The following is a 20,863-nucleotide window of genomic DNA, read 5'->3' on the forward strand; positions in this document are numbered from 1 at the left end:
CTATACAACACAGGTAGTACTTCCATATATCTGCGCGGACAGTATATAAAAGCCGCCGGAGAAGTCATTGAGCTTTTCCCGCAGGGACCGGCGTGCCAACGATAAAGCCTCAAGGCCGGCACCGTCAGCTTAACTGCCGTTACCAGCGTCTCGAACAATAGAGCTAATAATCAGCCACCGGGTATCCGCACCATGTCCATTTTCGACCAAGGCCTCGAGCCGACCAGCGTTAATCACATTGCTCTTTCGCCTTTAAGCTTCATTGAACGCACTGCCAGCGTTTATCCCGATTACCCTGCCGTGATCCACGGATCGATACGCGCCACCTGGGCGCAAACCTACAGCCGTTGCCGGCGCCTGGCCTCGGCCCTGGCCGGTCGCGGGATCGGCAAAAACGACACCGTGGCCGTCATGCTGCCCAACATCCCGGCCATGCTCGAAGCGCATTTTGGCGTGCCGATGATTGGCGCGGTACTCAATGCCCTCAACGTGCGCCTGGATGCCGAGGCCATCGCCTTTATGCTCGCGCATGGCGAAGCCAAGGTACTGATCGCCGACCGTGAGTTCCACGATGTGGTGCACGCGGCCATCGGCATGCTTGACCATCCGCCGCTGGTCATCGACGTCGACGACCCGGAATACGGCGAAGGCCAGCCGGTCAGCGACCTGGACTACGAGGCGTTTCTCGCCGAAGGCGATCCGGATTTCGCCTGGCAGTGGCCTGCAGACGAATGGCAAGCCATCTCGCTGAACTACACCTCGGGCACGACCGGCAACCCCAAGGGTGTGGTCTACCACCACCGCGGGGCCTATCTGAACTCCCTGGGCAACCAAATGATCTGGGCGATCGGCAACCACCCGGTGTACCTGTGGACGCTGCCGATGTTCCACTGCAACGGTTGGTGCTACCCGTGGATCATCACGGCCTTGGCCGGGGTCCATGTGTTTCTGCGCCGCGTCGACCCACAGAGAATCCTCAACCTGATCCGCGAGCATCAGGTCACCCACTTGTGTGGCGCGCCAATCGTGCTCAACGCCCTGGTGAACATGCCCGACTCGGCCAAGGCTGCCATCGACCACCCGGTGAACGCGATGGTCGCCGGCGCGGCGCCACCCGCCAAGGTCATCGGCGCCGTGGAAGAAATGGGCATCAAGGTGATCCACGTCTACGGCCTGACCGAAGTGTACGGCCCAGTGACCCTGTGCGCCTGGCACTCGGAATGGGATGAGTTGCCCCTGGAAGAACGCGCCCAGATCAAGGCGCGCCAGGGTGTGCGCTACCCGACCCTGGAAGGCGTGATGGTTGCCGACCCGAAAACCCTCGAACCCACCCCCCATGATGGCCACACCATCGGTGAGATTTTCATGCGGGGCAACACGGTGATGAAAGGCTATCTGAAGAATCCGACGGCAACCGCCGAAGCGTTCGAAGGCGGCTGGTTCCACACCGGCGACCTGGCGGTGACCCATCCTGACGGCTATGTCGAAATCCGCGACCGGCTCAAGGACATCATCATCTCCGGCGGCGAGAACATCTCCACCATCGAACTCGAAGGTGTGCTGTACCGCCACCCGGCAATCCTCGAAGCCGCGGTCGTCGCCCGCCCCGATGAAAAATGGGGTGAAACGCCGTGCGCCTTCGTCACCCTCAAGGCCGACCACCAGAACGTCCGCGAAGCCGACATCATCAGCTTCTGTCGCGAACACCTGGCGGGCTTCAAGGTGCCACGCACGGTGGTGTTCACACAGCTGCCGAAGACGTCGACAGGCAAGATCCAGAAGTTCATGCTGCGCGACATGGCGAAAAAGCTCTAGGCCGTTTCCATCAAGCCCGAACGCTGCGCGCACACGCTCGTGTCCGATTGAACGGCATGGACGCTAGCTGACGGGATTGATGCAGCCAACCTCAAACCGATGCCCTCCTCTATGGAGGGCATTGTTTTTTGTGCAGGCGCGGTTGAGGTGTCGGATAGCCCGAAGCGCTCAAGCCACCCTCAGCAGATGCAATATTTGATTTATCGCAGAAACGAAAAAAAAGACGCCGAAGCGTCTTTTTTTCGCTGACTCCCAGGCCCGATGGACACTGCAAATCAAAAATTGGAGCGGGAAACGAGACTCGAACTCGCGACCCCGACCTTGGCAAGGTCGTGCTCTACCAACTGAGCTATTCCCGCAAATGGCGTCCCCTAGGGGACTCGAACCCCTGTTACCGCCGTGAAAGGGCGGTGTCCTAGGCCACTAGACGAAGGGGACACGCTACTGAAACACATGGTGTGTATTTCAGTGCCCAGAGGCCTCGTCCGAAGACTTGGTCCTGGTTTCACTCAATGCCGCCCGAAGGCCACACTGCTTAAAAATGGAGCGGGAAACGGGACTAGAATCTAGCCTCTAACCTTTTGATTAGAAAAGGTTTTCCTTGCTTCCTATCTCAGGAATGGACGCTATCTTGGACTTGTTCTGGCTCATTGGCAAGTCCAATACCAAGTTTTTTCCATTGATTGCCACAGAGGGCCAACAAGAACCATGACTCACCCTTCACACGCCCCTGGAGGCGAGTCGTTCGTGGAGGGGTTCAACGGAAGGAGAGCAAATGAACGCAGCAATATTGGCGTGTGCACCTTCCGGCACGTCGTGGGACGGCATCAATTGGGCCGGTGCTCAACGTCGAGTAAGAGGGCTGCAAGCGCGTATTGTGAAGGCGGTACAAGATGGCGGGCATAACAAGGCGAAAGCCCTGCAATGGCTGCTGACTCACTCGTTTAGCGGCAAAGCATTGGCCGTGAAACGGGTGTCTGAAAACAAAGGCAAAAATACCCCCGGGGTGGACAAGGTCACTTGGAATACACCGGGGGCCAAGATCTGTGCGATAGCGTCATTGAGGCGGCGAGGCTACTCGCCGCTTCCGCTTCGGAGAGTGCTTATTCCTAAGAAAAACGGCAAGACGAGACCTCTCGGAATTCCCGCGATGAAATGCCGGGCCATGCAGGCGCTCCATTTGCTGGCTCTGGAACCGATAGCGGAAACCACCGCCGATCCGAACTCTTATGGATTCAAGCCGGAACGTTCAACTGCGGATGCCGCCGCACAGTGCTTTGGTGTGCTGTCACGAAAAGCAAACGCGGAGTGGGTGTTAGAGGGCGACATTCAAAGCTGTTTCGACAATATCAGCCATGACTGGTTGATCGCCAACATTCCCATGGATAAGGCGATTTTGCAGAAATGGCTCCAGGCCGGTTATGTCTACCAGAATCAGCTGTTCTCCAGCCACGCCGGAACCCCGCAGGGAGGCATCATAGCACCGGCAACAACAGAGCAAACTCTCGGATAAAATGGGGACTGCGCATTGCCAGGGAGAGTTTTGCCCCGAGGCATGCGGGATGCCCCGATGTCGAGATTGTTCTCGTCATTGAGGGCCTCGCCCCCACTGATGGGAGACTTCAGTCATGAGCCGAAAACCGCGTATCTGGCGTATTCGTCTGACTTTTGAGCCAAATCGATTCTCTCGTGAACAGCTCGAGAGGGTCTACGAGCAGCTTAAGCCGACAGAAACGCGGGCTTCCTCAGAATTGTCACAATCCCAGCCCTCGGTGAAAAAGCATCGTACTGCCAAGCGAGGTGAGCAATGAGCCAGGCTGGGATGGTGGCATTCTATGCCCGCGTATCCTCTGACCAACAGGCTAAACGCGGCACGATTGAAAGCCAGATTGCCGCGTTGACAGAGCGGATCTGTGGCCGATGGTGCCCATGTTGCTGAGGACATGCGCTTTGTCGGCGTCAGCGGCGCGACGCTGATTCGTCCACAGTTGGAGCGGCTCAGAGACCGGGCGGCCCTCGGCCTGGTGGATCGTCTCTATGTCCTGTCCCCAGATCGACTGTCGCGCAAATATGCTCATCAGGCATTGCTGATGGAAGAGCTATTGGCGTGTGGCGTGCAGGTTGTGTTCCTCAATCATGCCATTGGCGTCACGCCGGAGGAGTCGTTGCTGCTGCAGATGCAGGGCATGATCGCGGAGTACGAACGGGCCAAAATTATGGAACGCAATCGTCGCGGCAAGCTTCATGGGGCCAAACGCGGCAGCATCAATGTGCTGTCGACTGCCCAGGATAAAACGCACATCGTACATATCCATCAAGGATTTGATTTTCTTGGGTGGAATTTTAAGAAGTACGTTCCGAAGTCGTCGAAAAGAAAAGCAAAGCTGATGATCAAGCCTTCGAAGAAAAATGTATCAGCGTTCTACCGAAAAGTGCGAGATATCATAAAAAATAGCGGAGCGCTTACCCAAAACGCACTGATGGGACGGCTTAACCCTGTACTGCGAGGATGGGCACAAAACCATTCCCCGGTTGTGGCGAAAGCCACCTTTAGTAAGCTGGATAATCTAATATTCTGGCGTATTTTTAGGTGGGCAAAGCGACGGCATCCGAGGAAGTCTGTTGGCTGGATTAAGCGACGATATTACTGCTCCGAAATTCATCGGGCATTTGTGCACCCATTAAAGGGGCCCGACGGGATGGTAAGGTTTCGCCAACTATACATGCTGGCGGACACAGCAATCGTTCGTCACAAGCGTTTACCGCTTGCGTATCAACCGTACGATGCAGAACAGGAGTTCAAATGGGAGGCATTAAGGGTTCAGCGGATGCTGCACAAGCTTCGTTATCGACGGCAGATACATAGCCTTTTCAGGCGGCAACAGGGTATATGTGCCTTATGCGGGCATGCCATCAGCAAGGATACCGGCTGGCATGATCACCATGTTGTCAGGCGGGTGGATGGCGGCTCTGATAAGTTAGAAAACCGCGCACTGCTTCATCTCGACTGATACTTGCAGTGCCATGAACTGGGACTCAACAAGCCACTTCAGTATAACGGTTTGCAAAAAACCACCTTCCGCGTAACCGGCCAGTGATGCACTGGCTTTCGTAAGCTTGAGCCGTATGCGGGGAAACTCGCACGTACGGTTCTGAGGGGGCTGCGGATCAGTAATGATCTGTGGCTACCCGACACTTCTTCGTCCAATCTCGATCAAATGACCCCCGATCAACTGCGTGCATTCGCTGCGCAGTTGCTGTCGCAGGTCGATACGATGGGCAAGAAGATCCAGCGAATCGAAACGGTCAACGAACAGCTCACCCACGAAATCGCACTGTTCAAACGGCACAAGTTCGCCAAGCGCAGCGAACAGCTGAGCCCTGACCAGGGCAGCCTGCTCGACGACCTCCTGCATACTGATATCGCGGCCATCGAAGCCGAGCTGAAGGCGGTCAATCCGCCTGCCGCACCGCCTGGACCGGGTCAGCAGCCCAAGCGTGCGCCATTGCCGCCGCAGTTTCCACGAACCGTGATCCGTCACGAACCAGAGAACACCCAGTGCGTGTGCGGCTGCCAGCTTCAGCGCGTCGGCGAAGACGTCAGCGAGAAGCTGGATTACACGCCGGGCGTGTTCACGGTCGAGCAACACGTACGTGGAAAATGGGCCTGCCGCGAGTGTGAAACGCTTATCCAGGCACCGGTGCCGACGCAAGTGATCGACAAAGGCATCCCGACCGCAGGCCTGTTGGCTCACCTCCGACCGCGATCATCACCCACAGGGGCGCGCAGAGATCATGCGCTGCGGCGCCCCCGTGCGTGTTTACCTGTCAATGTGCCGATGCGCCGCTTGCCCCCACTCCGGTTTGCCCGCGCACATACTGGTCCTCGAATGCCTCGCGCTCGGTTTTAGCACGCGCACTGTGGTCGAGCTTCGAGAACACGTAGGCGGCGAGGAAGGCTATCGGCATGGAGAACAGCGCCGGCTGGGTGTAAGGGAACAGCGGCTCGCTGAAGTGAAACACGTCGACCCAGACCAACTTCGACAGCACCACGAACGCCATCGCACTGACCAGCCCCAGGTAACCTCCCGCCAGCGCGCCACGCGTCGTCAGCCCGCGCCAGAACATCGAGAGAAACAGCACCGGAAAGTTCGCCGAAGCAGCGATGCCGAAGGCCAGCGCAACCATGAACGCCACGTTGGTATTCTCGAAAACGATACCCAGGCCGACCGCTACGAACCCCAGACCCAGCGTTGCATATTTGGTCACCCGCAGCTCTTGCGCCTCACTGGCCGTGCCCTTCTTTATAACCCGCGCATACAGGTCGTGAGCAATTGCCGAGGCACCGGCCAGGGCAAGCCCGGAAACCACGGCGAGGATGGTGGCGAACGTTACCGCCGAGAGGAAACCGAGCAGCATGTTGCCACCGACGGCCTGGGCCAGGTGCATGGCAACCATATTGCCGCCGCCAAGCAGCTTGCCGCCAGTCTGACCGCCCTCGAAGTACTGCGGTTCCTGGCTGACGATGACGATCGAGGCCAGGCCGAGCAGAAAGATCACGTTGAAGAAATAGGCGATGAAACCGGTGGCATAGAGCACCGACTTGCGTGCTTCCTTGGCGTCGCTGACGGTGAAGAAACGCATCAGAATGTGCGGCAGCCCGGCGGTGCCGAAGACCAGGCCCAAACTCAGCGAAAGCGCAGTCAGTGGGTCAGCGAGCAGGCTGCCGGGCGCCAACAGGCGGTCACCCAGACCGTGAATGCTCATTGCCCGATTGACCAGGGTGTCGTAGCTGAAGTTGAACTCGTTCATTGCCAGCAACATCACTAGGGTACCGCCGACCATCAGCAGAAAGGCCTTGATGATCTGCACCCAGGTGGTTGCAACCATGCCGCCGAAGGTCACGTAAAGCATCATCAGTGCACCGACAATCAGCAGCGCGATATGGTAATCGAGGCCGAACAACAGCTTGATCAACTGCCCGGCCCCCACCATCTGCGCCACCAGGTAGAAGCACACAACGGTCAACGAACCGATCGCTGCCATAGTCCGCACCTTGCCTTGATCGAGGCGGTACGAGGTGATGTCTGCGAAGGTGAAACGACCGAGGTTGCGCAGTCGTTCGGTCATCAGCAACAGCAGCACCGGCCAGCCGGCGAAAAACGCGATCAGGTAGATATAGCCATCCATGCCCGAGGTGTAGATCAGCGCGGTGATACCCAAAAGCGTCGACGCCGACATGTAGTCGCCGGCCAGCGCGAGACCGTTCTGAAAGCCCGTGATGCCGCCACCGGCGCTGTAGAAATCGGCGGTCGAACGTGTGCGCCGCGCGGCCCACCAGGTGATGCCCAGGGTGAAGACAACGAACACCATGAACATGCCGATCGCATGCAGGTTGAGCGGCTGCCGCACCGTCGCGTCCATAGTCGGCGCGGCCAGTAACGAGGTGGAGCAGAACGCTGCGCCCAGGGCGAGCAAAGTAAATGCTTTCATCGTGCCTCCTCCTGCTCGACCTGGGCGATCAGCTCGCGGGTCATCCGGTCGAATTCACCATTGGCGCGATACACATAGAAGCCAGACAACGCGCAGAAGAACACGAACAACGCTACCCCAGCGGCTACCCCGAACGTCAGGTTCGAGCTCTCGGCCAGGCGGCGGGCGATCAACTCGGGCCAGAACGACACCAGCCCCATATAGGCGTAGAACACCGCCACGATCACCACGAGAAGGCTCAGCGTGAGCCGGTTACGTCGAGCCACCAGATCTACGAATTGGGTGTTGCCACGAATGCGTGCATACAAGGGACTGGAACTGGGCATGGGATCACCTCTGACGAAAGCACTTGTTGTTATTGGAATAAGGTGTGCGGCGGCTTGATTTAGTGTTCGATTGTGCTGGGTACCTCCTGTGGCGCCTTGGCCCATTCACGCAGCACGAACTTCTGGATCTTGCCGGTCGCGGTTTTCGGCAGTTCCACCAGGGACACATGCCGCGGCGCCTTGAAATGCGCCAGGCGCTCGCGACACCAAAGAATCAGGTCGTCGCCACAGACGGTCGCCACGGCATCCGCGCGCAAAGTGACGAATGCGTGGGGTGTTTCCCCCCAATGGGAATCGGGGCGTGCTACCACGGCGGCCTCGATCACACTGGGGTGTTGATAGAGCACTTCCTCGATCTCCAGTGAGCTGATGTTCTCGCCGCCGGAGATGATGATGTCCTTGGAGCGGTCCTTGATTTCTATGTAGCCATCCGGGTGCTGCACTGCCAGGTCACCGGTGTGCAGCCAGCCATCGGCGAACGCTGCGCGAGTCGCTGCGGGGTTGTTCAGGTAGCCCTTCATCACCGTATTGCCGCGTACCGCCAGCTCGCCGAGGGTGACTCCATCGGCGGGTACCGGCTGGCCGCTATCGACATCAAGTACCGTGGCGTCTTCAAGCATCGGGTGGGCTACACCTTGGCGGCTCATGAACTGGGCGCGGGCCTCCAGTGGCATTTCGTCAAGGCCCGGCTGCCACAAGCAGAGGGTGCTCGGCCCGTAGCTTTCGGTCATACCGTAGGCGTGGGTGATGCTGAAGCCTCGCGCTTCCATGGCGGCTATCACCACGCTGGGCGGCGCCGCGCCCCCTGTGATCACCGCTACAGGCTGACCGGTGCGCCGCTCGAACTGCTCCTCGGCATGGATCAGCATCGACATCACCACCGGCGCCACACTCATATGGGTGACACCATGCTCGGCGATGGCCGCATAGATCGGCGCGGTCTGCACCTTGCGCAGGCAGACATGGGTGCCGCCAGAGAGCGTGACCGCCCAGGTATGGCTCCAGCCGTTGCAATGGAACATCGGCAGCGTCCACAGGTACACGCTGCGCGGCCCGAGCTGGAAGATCAGCGCACCGGCGCAGGCGTTGAGGTAAGCCCCACGGTGATGCAGCAGCACCCCCTTGGGATCACCGGTGGTGCCTGAGGTGTAGTTGAGGGCAATTGACTGCCATTCGTTTTCCGGCAGCGAAAGCGGCCGCTTGCAATCTCCCTGGGCGAGGAACGCCTCGTAGTCCAGTTCGCCGATCAGTTCACCGCCACTGGACTGTGTATCGTCGATATCGACCACCAGCGGTCGCGTTTCCAGCAGTGCCAGCGCCTCGCGCGCAGTGGCCCCGAATTCGCGGTCACAGATCAGCAGCTTGGTAGCGGAATGGCGAAGGATGAAGGCGATACTCTGCGCTTCCAGGCGCGTATTGATACTGACCAGTACCGCGCCTGCGCCAGGCACACCGTAGTGCGCCTCCAGCAGTTCCGGCACGTTCGGTGCGAGTACCGCAACGCGGTCACCGGGGCGAACCCCTACCCGCTCCAGTGCGCTGGCCAGGCTACAGCTGCGTTGATGCAACTGCCGGTAGGTGTAGCGACGCGCGCCGTGAATCACCGCGTCCCGCTCTGGATAAATGTGCGCGGCGCGCTTGAGGAACGAGACCGGCGACAGCGGCACATAGTTGGCGTCGTTGGGCGCCAACTCGGCGTCGAACATCGAAGGCATCATGACCACTCCCCCGTTGCCACTCGGGCGCTGTCGAAACGATGGGCGGGTACGGCACTGTGATGTGAATACATACAATCCTCCTGACCGTTATCGGTCTGTTGTTCTTCTGGCGAAGCGACACGCATGCGGCATACGGCATACGGCTTACAAGCTGCTGCAGAGATGTCCTCCATCAACCACGATTTCTGCCCCGCTCATCGCCTTGCCGGCATCCGAAGCCAGTAGCAACAAGGCTCCATCCAAGTCAGCCGGCAGATTGAAACGACGGCTCGGAATGCGCGCACGCAGCTTTTCTCCGGCTTCACTGCAAAGGAATTCTTCATTCAGCTCGGTCATTACGTAGCCGGGAGCCAGGGAATTGACCCGGATGCCGTGGCGCGCCAGTTCCAGCGCCATGGCGCGGGTCAACTGAGCCAGTCCGGCCTTTGCTGCAACGTACGGGCTTACCGCACCGGCCACGCGGCTGGCGAGAATGGACGTGACATTGATCAGGCTGCCGCCCCGCCCGCCTTGCACCATTTGCCGCGCCGTTTCCTGGGCGACTATCCAGGCACCTTTGAGGTTGGTATCGAGAATCCGATCCCAGCCCTCATCGTCGTAGGCCAGCAGGTTTTGGCTGTCGCTGACGCCGGCGTTGTTGACCAGAATGTCCAGCGGGCCGATTTCATCAAGGCAGCGACAGACGTCGTCGCGGTGGGTCACGTCGAGGGTGAATGCCTTGGCATGGCCGCCAGCCGCTTCGATCTCCTCCACCAGGCTGCGCAACGGCTCGCTGCGCCGCGCCGCCACGGCCACTTCAGCGCCGGCCGCCGCCAAGGTCAGGGCAAAATGCCGACCGAGCCCGCTGGATGCGCCAGTAACCAGGGCGCGCCGGCCGTCGAGGCTGAAAAGATGGGCAATAGAAGGCTGCATCAGTGCGCTCCTACGCGGCGGTCGAGAAGTTTTTTCGCCAGGCTCATGCGGTGCACTTCGCTCGGGCCGTCATAGATGCGAAACGGTCGAATGTCGCGGAAGATCCGTTCGACCACGGTCTCATCGGTTACCCCTCGGCCACCAAGCACCTGCACGCAACGATCAACCACCCGCCACAACGCTTCGGAGCTGATCACTTTGGCCATGCTCGAATCGACATTGGCGCGCTGCCCTTGATCAAGCACCCAGGCGCAATGCCAGACCGCCAGGCGCACGACGTGCAGGTCCATCATGTTGTCCGCCAGCATGAAGCCAACGCCCTGATGCTCGCCCAGCGGCTTGCCAAAGGAATCACGGGTACGGGCGTAGTCGCAGGCGATGTCATGGGCGCGTCGGGCGGCGCCAAGCCAGCGCATGCAATGGGTTAGCCGGGCGGGCGCCAAGCGCACCTGGGCATAGCGAAAGCCCGCGCCGATCTCACCCAATACATCACTGGCCGGCACGCGCAGGTTGTCGAAGCGCAACTGGCTGTGACCACCAGTGAAGCAGCTGTCCAACGAGTTCATCTGCCGCTCGTGGATGATGCCGTCGCGGTTCATGTCCGACAGAAACATCGTCGCGCTGCCGTCTTCCATACGCGCCATGATGATCACGAAACCAGCACCATCGGCCCCAGTGATCAACCATTTGCGGCCGTTGATCAGGTAGTCGTCGCCATCGCGGGTGGCCGTGGTCCGCAGCATCGAAGGGTCGGAACCCGAGCCCGGCGCCGGTTCTGTCATGGCGAAGCAGGAGCGTATGCGGCCCTGTACCAGCGGACGCAGCCAGCGATCCTTTTGCGCCTCGGTGGCGACCACATCCATCAGGTGAATGTTGCCCTCGTCAGGCGCGTGGATATTCAGCGCCACCGGTCCCAACGGCGAGTAACCGGCTTCTTCGAAGACGATGGCTTTGGCAGCATGGCTAAGCGCCTGGCCACCCATCTCGCGGCTGGCATGGGGCGTCAACAGTCCGGCCGCACGGGCGCGCTCGATCAACTCCTGGCGCAAGGCTTCGCTCGGGCCATGGGCGGTCTGCCGTGGGTCATTTTCCAGCGGGATCACCTGCTCGGCGATAAACAGGCGGGTCTTTTCCTGCAGGGCGAGCAATTCATCGGGGATAGTGAAGTTCATGGCTGTCCTTGTGTTCTAGGCTCGGTGCGGTGTTTGGAAAGTGCAAGCGCACTCAAGGCAGCGCCTTGGGATTGCTGATCGCCAAATGCGCGAGGGTTGTCTGTTGCAGCACCTGCAGTAGCTGAGCTTGTTCATCTCCAGCGTCGAAACGACCTTCGCGGATCGCGGCGACCAGGTGCTGACGCGCAAGCTCAAGCGACAGCTGCGGATCATTCAGCAGTGCACGCAGGTGCTCGCCCTCCTCGGCGTCGGCGCGACTGCCGGCGTGATACTCGCGGACAGCGATGGCCATCGCGTTGGCCACCATCAACGTCAGGTAGCGCTTATCGGCGGGCAGTTCGGGGAGCAACGTCTGTAGCAGGGTCTGGCGAGCGATTTCCAGCAGCTCGCGGGCATCGGGGCGGTTCATCGGGCACCTCCGGTGGTCAGGCGCAGGATTTCCAGCTCCAACTCGGGCAGCAAACGCCCGGTCAGTGCTAACTCAAGCGACGGCTCTTCACCGCAGAGGTGGCGTTGCGCTTGTTGCAGGGCGATCACCGCCCAGCGCAAGGTCGCCATCACTTGCCAGTAATTCAGTTGTTCACGGTCGATGTGCAGCGTGGACACCTCGCGGTAGCCGCGTAGAAAGTCCTCCAGCGGGCCGATGCCCCCCGCTTCTAGGTCCGGTCGGGCGAATCGCCAGCAACGTGCGCTGAACCAGCCGATGTCTTCCCGCGGATCGCCCCAGCCGGTGAATTCCCAGTCGAGTACCGCCTGCAAGCCTTCTTCGCTCGCCAGGTAGTTACCGGTGCGGTAGTCGCGGTGCAGCAAGCACACCACACTGTCACTCGGCGCATTCAGTTCGCACCAGCGCAGGCCCCACTCCAGCACTGGATGGGCAAACGCGTGCTGGTCGAGGAACGCGCGGTAGGCAGCGATGGCGGCGAGTGCCGGCGGCGTGCTCGGTACCGGCAGAAATTCCAGTTCTGCACTTGGCGGGCGTAGTTGATGCAGCCGCGCCAGGTTGGCCCCCAGCTCAGCGGCCAGTTGCGGATTGCCTCCGCTAGCGCATCGGCCAGTGAGCAAATGGCCGGCTGCGATCCCGGAAACCATTTCCATCAGAAAGAATGCGCGTCCAATCACTGCAGTGTCGCGACACAACCACAGCGGCCGAGGCACTTTCACGCCGGCCCGATGGACCCGACTCAGCACCGCGAACTCTTCGGCACGGCTGAGACTGGCCGGTAGCGCGGAGACTGCATCGCTGCGCAGTACCCAGCGTTGCACGCCGGCCCAGGGGCCACCGTCGACCTGCAATTCGAGCAACCAGTTTTCCTGGATCGCACCGCCTGAAAGCTGCTTGCGCTGCAGGATGACCACCCGATGCGCCTCGGCCTGCTCTCGGATGAAAGCCAGCAGGCCTTCGTCATTCGCCACGTCGCTGCGCACGCCAGCTGCTTGAGATGCTGCGTTGAGACTGCTCATCAATCAATTCGCCCTGACTTTTGGATTTTTTATCGGGAGTTGCTTATGGCGTGTTAGCTATAGCAACTGCCGGGCCAAATCCTAACAGGCCTTCGTCAATCAAGCGCAAAGCCCCGCCATGCCTGGGCTGCAGCAGCTCACTTGAAATGCAGGGTGCATCACCACGCTGAATATCCGTTTCACTATCGAGACAAATCTGTTCAACTATGAAAAATAATTTCATATTTGAAATGAGGAGTTGTGCATGTCACTGCCCCGTGCGCAAATCGTCGTGCTGATCAGCCACCTGCAACGTCCCAATCAGCAGAGCCGACTGGCGCAAGTGGTTGAGGGGTTGATGGGTGACTACGCCGATGAGACCAACATCAAGGTGCTCGACACTTCGGTGGACGAAGCGCTTCAGGTCGCTTGCGAGCTGGAGCGGCGCGGTGAAGTCGACGTGTTCGTGTGCGCAGGCGCAACCGCTGCCTACCTGCGCAAGCATCTGACCCGCCCGGTACTGTCGATGCGTATCAGCGGCGCTGACCTGCTGCACGCACTGGAGCAGGCACGTTCGCACTCCTCCCAGGTGGCACTCCTGAGCTACAACCGCACCAACGTGGAACTACAAGCAATGGCCGCGCTGTTCACCGTACAGATCCATCAAGCGGCCTACACCACCCTTGAGGAGGCGCGGCAGGCGGTGGAAAAGATGGCCAGCCTCGGTTGCCGCAGCATCATCGGTTCGTCCACTGTGCTCGAAATCGCGGAGCAGGCCGGTCTGCATGGCGTACTATCGCTGAGCGCCGAGACCGTCCGCAAAGCCCTGGAGGAAGCGCTCGGCATCCTGCACAGCCAACGCATCGAAATCGCCAAGCGCCAACATTTGAATGGTGTTTTGCAGCACATTCCGGCCGGTGTGGCTGCGGTGGACAACCAAGGTATCGTGCAATCGCTCAACCCGGCACTGGCGTTGCTGCTGGACCTGCCAGTGAGCGCCGCGCTCGGTCGGCCCTTGCAAGAACTGTGTCCGGCGCTGGACCTGGAGCAAGCGCTACGCGATGGCATCGGTGAAGAAAACCAGGTCATGCGCCTCGGCACACATCAAGTGGTCAGCAACTTGCTGCCGATCCTGGAAAACGGACAGCGCACCGGCATGGTGTTGGTCTGTCAGGACACCACAGCAGTACAGCGCGCCGACCAGCGCATTCGCTCCTCCCGCCGCCCGGGAGCGTTCGCCGCCAAATACCGACTGGAGCAGATCAGCGGCAACAGCCTGGCCAACCGTGAACTGCTGCACTTGGCCGAACGCTATGCGCTGACCAACTCGACCATCCTCATCACCGGCGAGAGCGGCACTGGCAAGGAGCTGCTGGCCCAGGGCATCCACAACACCAGCCATCGCCCGCATGGGCCTTTCGTGGCGATCAACTGCGCGGCGTTTCCGGAGTCGCTGCTGGAGAGCGAGCTGTTCGGCTACGAGGAAGGTGCGTTCAGCGGCTCGCGCAAAGGTGGCAAACCCGGTCTGTTCGAGGTAGCGCATCGCGGGACGCTGTTCCTCGACGAGATCGGCGACATGCCAGTGTCGCTGCAGACTCGTCTGCTTCGCGTGTTGCAGGAACGCGAAGTGTTGCGCCTGGGCGGCACCGAGCCGATATCCATCGACGTGCGGGTCATCGCGGCCACCCATCAGGACTTGCGTGGAGCGATTGAGGCCGGACGCTTTCGCACCGACTTGTATTACCGGCTGAACATCCTGCGCCTGCAAACCCTGCCGTTGCGCGAGCGCCCTGAGGACATCGCGCTGATAGCCCGCGGCATCGTCCAGAGCCTGCTGGTCAGCGGCCAACCGCGAGGTGCGGGTGCGCTGCCCCCGGCGTTGTTGCCGTACCTGATGGCTTACGCCTGGCCGGGCAACGTGCGCGAACTGGAGAACATCGTCGAACGCGCAGTGCTCTCGGCCAAGGAACTGACGCAACACGGCGAGATCGACGAACAACGCCTGGCGCGCCTGCTTCCCGAGCTCTTCGAGCAGCGAAAAGACCCATCGGCCATGCCGCCGGCACCGACGCAGAACCTGCGTACGCTAAGCAAGACGGTGCAATTGAACCATGTGCGCCAGACGCTGGACGACTGCCAGGGCAACCTGGATGAGGCAGCCCGCCGTCTAGGCATCAGCCGCACGACACTCTGGAGAAGGTTGCGCAACGAGCGCAGTTGAAAACAAAAAAAGCACCCTAACAGACTGTGTGAAAACACACTGAAGGCCAGCCCAACAAACGCCCCGACTTGTTCGGGGCGTTTGTTTTTGTGCGAACGACAGACGAAAAAAGGCCTTTAGCCCATTAGCGCCATCAACTGGCGGGCTCCGAGCACGCTAATTGCGCGTTTTAGGTTGTAGGCGTTCACTGCCAGGGCCATTTCCGCTCTCGCTCCATCCAGTTGGCGCAACAGGAAGCGAGCGTTGCCAAACACCCATTGCTTCAGGTTGCCGAAGGGGTGTTCAACGATGGATCTTCGGCTGGCCATCATCTGCGGATGGGCCAGCATTCGTTGCTCCATTCGCTCAAATGCTTCCTCATGGGCATGACGTGAGATGTAGCGGCGTTGAGCGCCAGTGCATCGGGATTTGAGCGGGCAGGCAGCGCAGCCGCTGACATCTGCCTGATAGATCCGATCACCCTTGTTGCGCTGCTTGAGCGTCAACCACTTGCCCGCCGGGCATTGATAACGATCGTGTTCGGCTTCGTAGGTAAAGTCTTTGCGCTCAAAGAGTTCCTCGCCGCCTGGGTTGACTGAGCGATTAGGTGGCACATAAACCGTAATTGCAGCCTCCTCGTAGGCCTGAAACTGCTGGCCGTTTGAATAGCCGGCATCGGCCGTCACGCTCAAGGCATCTTGTTCCAGGTATTCTTTGGCGGCCTTTGCCATTGGCTCCAGTTGTTTTCGGTCGTCGCCGTCCTGGGTCACTTCATGATGCAGAATCAGGCAATGTGCGGCATCCACGGCGCTCTGCACGTTGTAGGACACACGCGGCCCCTTGGGCGTGCGCATCATGCGGGCATCGCTTTCATGGGTGTTGAACTGCTCCAGGCCCATCGAATTCATCAGCGCCTGGCAGCTCTGATTGTCCTGCTGCCGAACTTCAAGCTGCGCCAGTGCTGTTTTGATCGCGCCGCGATCAATCACCTCTCCCGCCTCGGCCTTGTCGGCCTCATCCAGTTCCGCCAGATACTGGGCTATGCGCTTGTCCAGTTTCTCTTCCTGACGCTTGAGTTGCTTGAGGTTCATGTGGCGCCGCGAGGAAGCGACCGCCTGAAACTTACTGCCATCGATGGCCACCAAGTCACCTGCGATCAGGCCTGCCATGCGGCAAAACCGAACGAAGGCGCGACACGTCGCCACAAAGGCGAGTTTGTTGTTTTTACGAAAGTCAGCGATGGTCTTGAAGTCGGGTTTGAGTCGGTTGATCAGCCACATCACTTCGATGTTGCGCTGGCATTCGGCTTCGAGCCGCCGCGATGAGCGGATCCGCTGAAAATAGCCGTAGAGGTAGAGTTTTAGCTGATCGGCAGGGTCATAAGAGGGGCGACCGGTGCTTTTGGGAAGCGCTTTATCAAAACCCAGTTGCACCAGATCCAGCTTGGCGACGTACAGGTCAATAACCCGGACGAGGTGATCCTCAGGGATCAACTCTTCCAGCGAGACCGGGAATAGACTGGTCTGGCTGCGGGACTCTCCTTGGATGTAGGCCATAACGAAAAATGCTCCGTATCTTTCGATACGGAGCATTTTCTTTGAGCGCTGCGCAGATTGCTAGGTTTTCACACAGTCTGCTAAGGTGCTTTTTTTGATGTCGCTATCTATAACGACCTGCATTTGAAAACGCCCCGACCTGCAATCAAGGCGCTTTTCGACCAGGATTAACTGCGACTGTCCGGTCCTGCAAACCAGCATTAATTGCGAATGAACCTGCACTGATCCGCGCCGACCTGCATTCCATTGTCGCCAACCAGCATTAGGGCTTTATTCATGTGCCCTACTTGCCCAGCCCGCGTAGACCCTGGGCAACCTTCGATGGCACTGGAAGCGCTGGTGAAAGGTTTGCGGATCGCCGCGCTCACCGCGTGGAATACGCAACAGGATCTGGTGGCAAGCGCAGGCCAGGTCAGTTGAGGCAACGCTGTTGCTGATCCAAACAAAAGAGCGTCTAACCGCGCTTATAGCGCCGAGAAGGCGTAGCTGATAATCAGACGGTTCTCATCGAACTCCAGGCTGCTGTAATCGCGACGCAATGTGCTGTTGCGCCATTTCAGCGACAGGTTTTTCAGGCTGCCACTCTGGATCACATAGGCCAACTCACTTTCCCTGCCCCACTCCTTGCCGTCGCTCACAGTCGCGGTGTGCACGTCTTCACCGCTGATGTAGCGGTTCATCAGGGTCAGGCCAGGAATGCCGACACCGGCGAAGTTGAAGTCGTGACGCAACTGCCAGGACCGCTCCTTGGCGTTGTCGTAACTTGAGTTGTAGCTGTCGTTGGCCAGGGTGCCGCCGCTGGTGCCATTGACGCGCATCCAGGCGTTGTCGCCGCTGACTTTCTGCAACCCCAGGTAAAAGGTGCTGCTGCCGTACTTGGCCGAGAGCATGGCGGAGGCGGTTTTGTTGTCCAGCTCCCCTGCCCGTTTGCTGCCGCTCTCCTTGCCGATGAAGTAGCCAAGATTGGCGCCCAGCACCCAGCTACCCACCGCTTGGCTGTGCACCAGGTTGATGAATTGCTGGTTGTAGATGTCCTTGAGCTCGGCATTCCACAGGCCAATCATGGTTTGCTTGCCGTTGAAGCTGTACTCGCCACCGGCAAAGTTGAAGCGGTCGGAGGTAACGCCGCCGACACCGGTCATCGACATGTCGTCCATGCTTGCGTCGTTGCGCGGGCTGTTACCCCGGAACTGCCCGCCATACAGGGTCAAGCCGTCGATTTCCTGGGAGGTAACCTGGCCTCCCCGGAAGGTTTGCGGCAGGGCGCGGCCGTCATCGGAACGTAGGATCGGCAGTACCGGCATCCATTCGCCGACCTTCAGTTCAGTTTTTGACAGCCGAGCCTTCAACGCCACGCCCAATCGCCCAAAATCATCGGCAGGACGGCCATCCTCATGCACCGGTAACAATTGGGTGTTGGTCGGTGCCGCGACCACCATCGAGCTTGAGCGCATACAGCCCCAGCACGTCGACACCGAAACCCACCGTCCCCTGGGTAAAGCCGGACTTGGCGTCCAGGATAAAGCTCTGGGTCCACTCCTCAGCCTTGCTCTGCGGATAAGCCGGATTGGTGAAGTTGCGATTGATGTAGAAGTTGCGCGCCGTCAGGCTCGCCTTGGCGTCCTCGAAGAAACCCTCGGCCAGGGCCGGAAAGGCAAACACGGCCAGCGCCAGTCCGAGAGCATGGGTGCTCACGACAGGTGTAAGCATGCGGATAGTTTTACTGCTGCAGTTCATTATTTTTATTCTCATGGTTAAAAAGCGCACAAAACCCTCCCCTCTGCGTTGACAGACGAGGTGAAAAAAGGGAGGGCAAGCTGATACGGCCCCTCAAATTAGGGTGCGTACCCCTTCAGTACACCGCCTGTTAGCAGGCGATGCGCGTCAGTCGGTTAGAAGATGCTGCGGTAGAGGGCTTCTACGTCCTGCTCGGTCATGTCCTTGGGATTGCTGTCGATCAGGCGACGCAGGTTCAGCACCACCGCGTTGGCCATCTCGGCGAGGGCGGGTTCGTCTACCTCGAGTTTCGACAGGCGGGTTTCCAGGCCGCTGGCGGCCACCAGCGTTTCAATGGCCTGGACAAACGCTTGCGCGGCATCGGCCTCGTGCTCGAAATGGCGATCAGGCAACAGGTACGCCGCCAGCTCCGCGTATTGGCTTTGCGCCGCGCTCAGGTTGAAGCGCAGCACCGGCGCCATCACCAGGGCATTGGCGTGGCCGTGGGGAATGTGAAAACGCGCCCCCAGCGGATAGGCCAACCCATGGATCGCCGCCACCGAGGCGTTGACGAAAGCCATGCCCGCCATCAGCGAGCCTTGCAGCATCGCCGTACGCGCCGCTACGTCCTGACCGTTGGCCAGCACTTTGCGCAGGTTGGCGCCCAGCAACCCCAGGGCTGCGGTGGCCAGGCCATCGGCAATAGGGTTCTTGCGGGTGCGACTGGTGTAGGCCTCGATGGCATGAACCATGGCGTCCAGGCCGGTGGCAGCGGTGACCTTGGCCGGCAGACCGAGTGTCAGCAGCGGGTCGAGCACCGCCACGTCCGGCATCAGTTGCGGCGAATACACCGCTTGCTTGCGCTGTTGCTCGTCAGTGATGACGGAGACCCAGGTCACTTCCGAGCCGGTGCCTGCCGTGGTCGGCACCAACACCAGCGGCACCCGCTGCCCCTGGGCTTTGTCGGTGCCATACAGATCTTCCAGGGGCTGTTCGCTGTTAATCAGTAAAGCCACCAGTTTGGCGGCGTCCAGGGAACTGCCGCCACCGAGGCCCAGCACGCCATCGGCCTTGAATTGACGTGCCTGCTCGGCGGCCTCCTTGACCACGGCGGACGACGGATCGGGAACCACTTGGTCGAACACAGTGACCGCGCAGCCAGCCGCTTCCAGCGCCGCCTGGGCCTTGCCTGCAAAGCCGAGGCTGACGATGCCCGGATCGCACACCAGCATCACCCGTTGTGCACCGAGGCCCTTGAGTTCCGTGCCCACGCTGTGCAACGCGCCCGCTTCGCAGACAATGCGCGGCACGCTTCTGAATTCATAATTCATCGGTCAATCCTCTCTGTTTACAGCACCGAGGCATAAATGGCGCGGGCATCGTCGCGGGTTACCGGACGCGGGTTATTGATGAGCAGGCGCTCGACCTTCATCGCGTCATCAGTCAGGCGATCCAGGTCGTCGGCAGTCACGCCCACGTCCCGCAGCCGCTGGGCAAATGGCATGCGTTCCACCAACCGGGTCATGAACTCAATGAAGGCATCGCAGGCCAGTGCCTCGCTGGCAAAGCGCTGCCCCGGCAGCACCGCCGCCGCCAGTTGCGCGTACAACGCCGAGGCTGCGGGACGATTGAAGTTCAGCACCGGCACCAGCACCAGGGCGTTGCTCAAACCGTGGGGTACATGGAAGTGGCCGCCCAACGGATACGCCAGCGCATGCACCGCCGCCACCGGCGAGTTGGCAAAGGCCATGCCCGCGAGCATCGAGCCCAGGAGCATGTCGGAACGGGCCTGCAAATCACCCGGCTCGGCCAGGACCCGATCCAGATTGCCCGCCAGCAGGCGCAACGCCTGCACTGCCAGGCCATCGGACAGCACATTCTTCTTGTGCACGCTGGTGTACGCCTCGATGGCATGGACCATGGCATCGACACCGGTCATGGCGCTGACGGCAGCAGGCAAGCCAACGGTCAGGCGGGCATCCAGCAGCGCGATATCCGGATACAACAATGGGCTGACCACGCCCTTCTTCTCATGACTGGGGGTGGTGACAATCGCCACCGCCGTCACTTCCGAGCCCGTACCCGCCGTGGTCGGCACCTGGATCAATGGCAAGCGCGGGCCTTGGGCCAGGTTGATACCGTAGATCGACTCCAGCGCCTGTTCGCGGCCACAGAGCAAGGCCACCAACTTCGCGGTGTCCAGGGAGCTGCCGCCACCCAGGCCGATCACTGCTTGGGCACGGCAGTTACGCGCGGCATCCACCGCGTCCTGCACCGATTCCGACGGCGGATCGGCCTGCACATCGCTGTACAGCGTCGCTTCGACCCCGGCTTCGCGTAGGGCCCGCAAGGGTGCATCCAGCAAACCGGCGCGCAACAGCCCCGGATCGCTGACCAGCAATACCCGCTCGGCCTTCAGCTCGCGGCACAAGGTGCCCAGGCGTAATGCGCCATCGATCTCGCAAATCACCCGAGGCGTGGTTTCAAAGTTAAACGTCGACATTTATCTGCC

The 20,863-nt window shown here is 60.2% G+C and carries 12 protein-coding genes, 2 tRNA genes and 5 pseudogenes; 6 read left to right on the forward strand and 13 right to left on the reverse strand.

Features of this window, described 5'->3' with window-relative positions; genetic code table 11:
- The first annotated feature begins 192 nt into the window (after window positions 1-192).
- Complete coding sequence (locus TU80_RS21240; protein ID WP_017846813.1) at window positions 193-1,815, forward strand: acyl-CoA synthetase; 1,623 nt, start codon at window positions 193-195, stop codon at window positions 1,813-1,815.
- 283 nt (window positions 1,816-2,098) lie between these two features.
- On the opposite strand, the gene TU80_RS21245 is transcribed toward TU80_RS21240, so the two are convergent.
- Window positions 2,099-2,174: transfer RNA gene (locus TU80_RS21245), tRNA-Gly, on the reverse strand.
- Window positions 2,175-2,177: 3 nt separating this feature from the next.
- Window positions 2,178-2,253 (reverse strand) — tRNA-Glu (locus TU80_RS21250).
- Between the two features lie 337 nt (window positions 2,254-2,590).
- Between TU80_RS21250 and TU80_RS21255 the strand changes: the two are divergent.
- From TU80_RS21255 to TU80_RS31910, 4 pseudogenes are all read left to right on the forward strand, one after another.
- Window positions 2,591-3,322, forward strand: a pseudogene (locus TU80_RS21255) (reverse transcriptase N-terminal domain-containing protein); the annotation flags it as partial.
- A gap of 436 nt (window positions 3,323-3,758) precedes the next feature.
- Window positions 3,759-4,016: pseudogene (locus TU80_RS34130) on the forward strand (recombinase family protein); the annotation flags it as partial.
- A gap of 90 nt (window positions 4,017-4,106) precedes the next feature.
- Window positions 4,107-4,826 (forward strand): annotated as a pseudogene (locus tag TU80_RS21260) (HNH endonuclease); the annotation flags it as partial.
- A 207-nt stretch (window positions 4,827-5,033) separates the two neighbouring features.
- Window positions 5,034-5,573 (forward strand): annotated as a pseudogene (locus TU80_RS31910) (transposase domain-containing protein); the annotation flags it as partial.
- Between the two features lie 70 nt (window positions 5,574-5,643).
- Here the strand turns inward: TU80_RS31910 and TU80_RS21270 are convergent.
- The 7 genes from TU80_RS21270 to TU80_RS21300 form a co-directional block, all read right to left on the reverse strand.
- The gene (locus TU80_RS21270) at window positions 5,644-7,308 is read right to left on the reverse strand and encodes a cation acetate symporter (RefSeq protein ID WP_057005319.1); all 1,665 of its coding nucleotides are present in this window, start codon (window positions 7,306-7,308) and stop codon (window positions 5,644-5,646) included.
- Window positions 7,305-7,634, reverse strand: coding sequence for a DUF485 domain-containing protein (locus TU80_RS21275; protein ID WP_057005320.1), 330 nt, complete (start codon window positions 7,632-7,634; stop codon window positions 7,305-7,307). The genes TU80_RS21270 and TU80_RS21275 overlap by 4 nt, the downstream gene beginning before the upstream one ends.
- 59 nt (window positions 7,635-7,693) lie before the next feature.
- Window positions 7,694-9,352, reverse strand: a complete 1,659-nt coding sequence (locus TU80_RS21280; protein ID WP_057005321.1) for an acyl-CoA synthetase — start codon at window positions 9,350-9,352, stop codon at window positions 7,694-7,696.
- 144 nt (window positions 9,353-9,496) lie between these two features.
- A complete protein-coding gene (locus tag TU80_RS21285) occupies window positions 9,497-10,264 on the reverse strand; it encodes an SDR family NAD(P)-dependent oxidoreductase (RefSeq protein WP_057005322.1) in 768 nt (255 codons plus the stop codon).
- A complete protein-coding gene (locus tag TU80_RS21290; protein WP_057005323.1) occupies window positions 10,264-11,436 on the reverse strand; it encodes an acyl-CoA dehydrogenase family protein in 1,173 nt (390 codons plus the stop codon). Before TU80_RS21290 ends, TU80_RS21285 begins: the two co-directional genes overlap by 1 nt.
- 52 nt (window positions 11,437-11,488) lie before the next feature.
- A complete protein-coding gene (locus TU80_RS21295) occupies window positions 11,489-11,845 on the reverse strand; it encodes a DUF6285 domain-containing protein (RefSeq protein ID WP_057005324.1) in 357 nt (118 codons plus the stop codon).
- Entirely contained in the window at window positions 11,842-12,900 is a 1,059-nt protein-coding gene (locus TU80_RS21300; protein WP_057005325.1) for a phosphotransferase family protein, read from the reverse strand. Before TU80_RS21300 ends, TU80_RS21295 begins: the two co-directional genes overlap by 4 nt.
- 244 nt (window positions 12,901-13,144) lie before the next feature.
- Here TU80_RS21300 and prpR point away from each other — a divergent pair, with 244 nt between their 5' ends.
- Window positions 13,145-15,100 (forward strand): propionate catabolism operon regulatory protein PrpR, encoded by a 1,956-nt coding sequence (gene prpR, locus TU80_RS21305; RefSeq protein ID WP_057005326.1) that lies wholly within the window; start codon window positions 13,145-13,147, stop codon window positions 15,098-15,100.
- 116 nt (window positions 15,101-15,216) lie between these two features.
- On the opposite strand, the gene TU80_RS21310 is transcribed toward prpR, so the two are convergent.
- From TU80_RS21310 to TU80_RS21325, 4 genes and pseudogenes are all read right to left on the reverse strand, one after another.
- Window positions 15,217-16,635 carry an IS1182 family transposase gene (locus tag TU80_RS21310; RefSeq protein ID WP_057005327.1) on the reverse strand — a complete coding sequence of 473 codons (1,419 nt, stop codon included), beginning with the start codon at window positions 16,633-16,635 and terminating at the stop codon, window positions 15,217-15,219.
- A gap of 464 nt (window positions 16,636-17,099) precedes the next feature.
- Window positions 17,100-18,345, reverse strand: a pseudogene (locus TU80_RS21315) (OprD family porin).
- A gap of 182 nt (window positions 18,346-18,527) precedes the next feature.
- Window positions 18,528-19,682 carry an iron-containing alcohol dehydrogenase gene (locus TU80_RS21320; RefSeq protein WP_057005328.1) on the reverse strand — a complete coding sequence of 385 codons (1,155 nt, stop codon included), beginning with the start codon at window positions 19,680-19,682 and terminating at the stop codon, window positions 18,528-18,530.
- 17 nt (window positions 19,683-19,699) lie between these two features.
- Entirely contained in the window at window positions 19,700-20,854 is a 1,155-nt protein-coding gene (locus TU80_RS21325) for an iron-containing alcohol dehydrogenase (protein ID WP_057005329.1), read from the reverse strand.
- Between the last annotated feature and the right edge of the window lie 9 nt (window positions 20,855-20,863).

Source organism: Pseudomonas veronii (assembly GCF_001439695.1).
In the GTDB taxonomy this organism is placed as follows: Bacteria; Pseudomonadota; Gammaproteobacteria; order Pseudomonadales; family Pseudomonadaceae; genus Aquipseudomonas; species Aquipseudomonas veronii.